Origin of the sequence: Streptomyces sp. x-19, from assembly GCF_046549115.1 — a bacterium.
GTDB lineage: Bacteria > Actinomycetota > Actinomycetes > Streptomycetales > Streptomycetaceae > Streptomyces > Streptomyces albulus_C.
Genome location: NZ_JAJPWK010000079.1, coordinates 1 through 2,733 on the forward strand (window position 1 = coordinate 1; position 2,733 = coordinate 2,733).

A 2,733-nucleotide genomic window follows, 5' to 3' on the forward strand; every position below is an offset into this window, starting at 1 on the left:
GGTGGGGATTCGATCGCGTCGATGCGGTTGGCGGCGCGGGCGCATCGGGCGGGGCTGCTGCTGAGTGCGAAGGACATTTTCGTCCACAAGACCATCGCCCGCCTCGCCACCGTCGCCCAGGACGTGGACCCCGGCGCCGGAACCCCTCGCACCGACGACTTGGTGCGGATCGACGCCGACGAACTCGACGAGCTCGAAGCCCAGTGGAAGAAGACATCGTGAGCCAGACATCCCTGGAAGCAGTCCTGCCGCTTACCCCGCTCCAGCAGGGCATGCTCTTCCACGCCCAGTTCGACGGCGGACAAACCGAGGGCGAGGACGTTGACTTCTACAACGTGCAGACGCCTCTGGAACTCGTCGGTGCCCTCGACACAGAGGTGCTGCGCGGTTCCTGTGCCGCGCTGCTGGACCGCCACGGAAGTCTGCGCGCGGGCTTCCTCAGACGCCGCTCCGGCGAGGCCGTCCAGGCAATCGCCCGAACGGTGGAGCCCCACTGGGAGGAGGTCGACTTCTCCGGCTTCGGCGCCGAGGAGCGCCGGGCGCGTCTGGCGAGGTTCCTGACCGAGGACCGCGCCCGCCGCTTCGACATGGTCAGACCGCCGCTCCTGCGGTTCACGCTGGTCCGACTGGCAGCCGATCGGCACGTCCTGGTCCTCACCCACCACCACATCCTGCTCGACGGTTGGTCGGTCCCGCTGGTGCTCAGCGACCTGTTCCACCTCTACCGGGACGGCGGCACCACCGAGAACCTGGCACCGGCGGTGCCGTTCGCGGACTACCTGGGCTGGCTCTCCCAACAGGACGGCGAGGAGGCCGAACAGGCGTGGCGCGCCGCGCTGTCCGACCTCGACGGTCCGACACTGGTGGCCGGCGGAGCCGGCACCGGCGCCTCCGACCGTGGGCAGCGGCGCGTCGTCGTGCAGCTGGGCGAAGCGGCGACCGCACGGATCGCGGAGGCCGCCCGCACCCGCGACCTCACGGTCAACACCCTGGTGCAGGGCGCCTGGGCGCTGATGCTGACCTCTTTGACCGGTCGCCGGGACGTCGTCTACGGCAACACGGTCGCCGGACGCCCCCCGCAGCTCGCGGGCAGCGACCGCATGGTCGGCCTGATGATCAACACCGTGCCCGCCCGGGTCCGCGTCGACCCGGCAGAGCCCGTGGCCCGCCTGCTGTCCCGCATCCAGGACGAGCAGACGGCCCTGTCCCACCACCACCATGTGGGCCTCGCGGACATTCACCGGGCCGCTGGTGTCCCCGAACTCTTCGACACCACCCTCGCGTTCGAGAACTTTCCCGTCGACCAGGCCGTGCAGGGCGCTTCGGTGGCGGGCCTGACCATCGGCATCCTGCGGGACGCCGTCGAGGACACCCCGGAAGGCACCCACTATCCGCTGAGCCTCGCCGTCTACCCGGGCGAGGGCCTGCGCTTCGAGCTCAACTACCGCGCGGACGTGTACACCGAGCCGATCGCCACCGGCATCCTCACGCGGCTGTGCGCACTCCTGGAAAACATGGCCGCTCGCCCCGAGCTGCCCGCCGCACAGCTGCCCGTGTGGAGCGACGACGAGCTGGGCGACCTGCTGGCCACGTCCACCGGCCGCTCCGTCGCGCACGCACCGCGGACCCTGCCGGACCTGTTCGAGGAACAGGTCCGTGCCACGCCCGAAGAGATCGCCGTTGCCGATGCCACAACCACCCTGACCTTCGGCAGGCTCAATGCCGAAGCCAACCGGCTCGCCCGGCTGTTGCGTGCGCGCGGCGCGGGCCCGGGCCGGCTCGTCGCCGTCGCCCTGCCGCGTACCACCGACGCGGTCACCGCGATCCTCGCGGTGCTCAAGTCGGGAGCCGGATACCTCCCGATCGACGCCGAGAACCCCGCCGAACGGGTCGCCGCGATCTGTGCGGAGGCCCTGCCCGTGCTCGTCCTGGCCGCCGGCCCGACCGCGCACATCCTGCCGGACGACGTACCGGCACTGCTCATGGACACGGCCGAGCTCCCCGACAACGCCTCCGACCTCACGGACGCCGACCGCACCGGGGCACTGCGCCCCGCCGACCTCGCGTACGTCATCTACACCTCGGGCTCCACCGGCCGCCCCAAAGGCGTCGCCGTCGAGCACCGCAACCTGGTCAACATGTTCCACAGCCATCGGGCGAACTACTTCGAGCCCGAGCGGGTCCGGGCGGGCGGGCGCCGGCTGACCGCCGCACTCACCAACTCGCTCGGCTTCGACGCGTCCTGGAGCCAGCTGCTGTGGATGGTCGCCGGGCATGAACTGCGCATCGTCGACGACACCGTGCGCAAGGACGCTCTGGCCCTCGTCGACCACGTGGCCGACGCCGCGGTCGACGTTCTCGACACCACGCCCTCCGTCGCCCGGCAGCTGCTGGCCGCGGGCATGTTCGCGGGGGAGCGGCACCGCGTGCGGGTCCTCGCGCTCGGCGGCGAGGAGGTCGGCGAGGACCTGTGGGCCGAGCTGCGGGACGTCCCCGGGCTGTCCCTGTACAACCTCTACGGCCCGGCCGAGTGCACGGTCGACGCGATGTTCTGCCATGCCGACGCGGCTGCCCGACCCTCCCTCGGAGGCCCCGCCGACAACACCCGTGTGTATGTGTTGGACGGGTTTTTGCGGCCGGTTCCGGTGGGTGTGGTGGGGGAGATTTATATCGCTGGTGTGGGGGTGGCTCGGGGGTATGTGGGTCGTCCTGGGTTGACGGGTGAGCGGTTTG

The 2,733-nt window shown here is 70.9% G+C and carries 2 protein-coding genes; both read left to right on the plus strand.

What is annotated here, in order from left to right; genetic code table 11:
• Window positions 1-222 (plus strand): phosphopantetheine-binding protein (locus ACLJT4_RS42180; protein ID WP_411130457.1); only part of this gene is annotated, 222 nt, incomplete at its 5' end.
• Window positions 219-2,733: non-ribosomal peptide synthetase (locus tag ACLJT4_RS42185; RefSeq protein ID WP_411130459.1), on the plus strand; the 2,515-nt coding region annotated here is incomplete at its 3' end. The genes ACLJT4_RS42180 and ACLJT4_RS42185, both read left to right, overlap by 4 nt.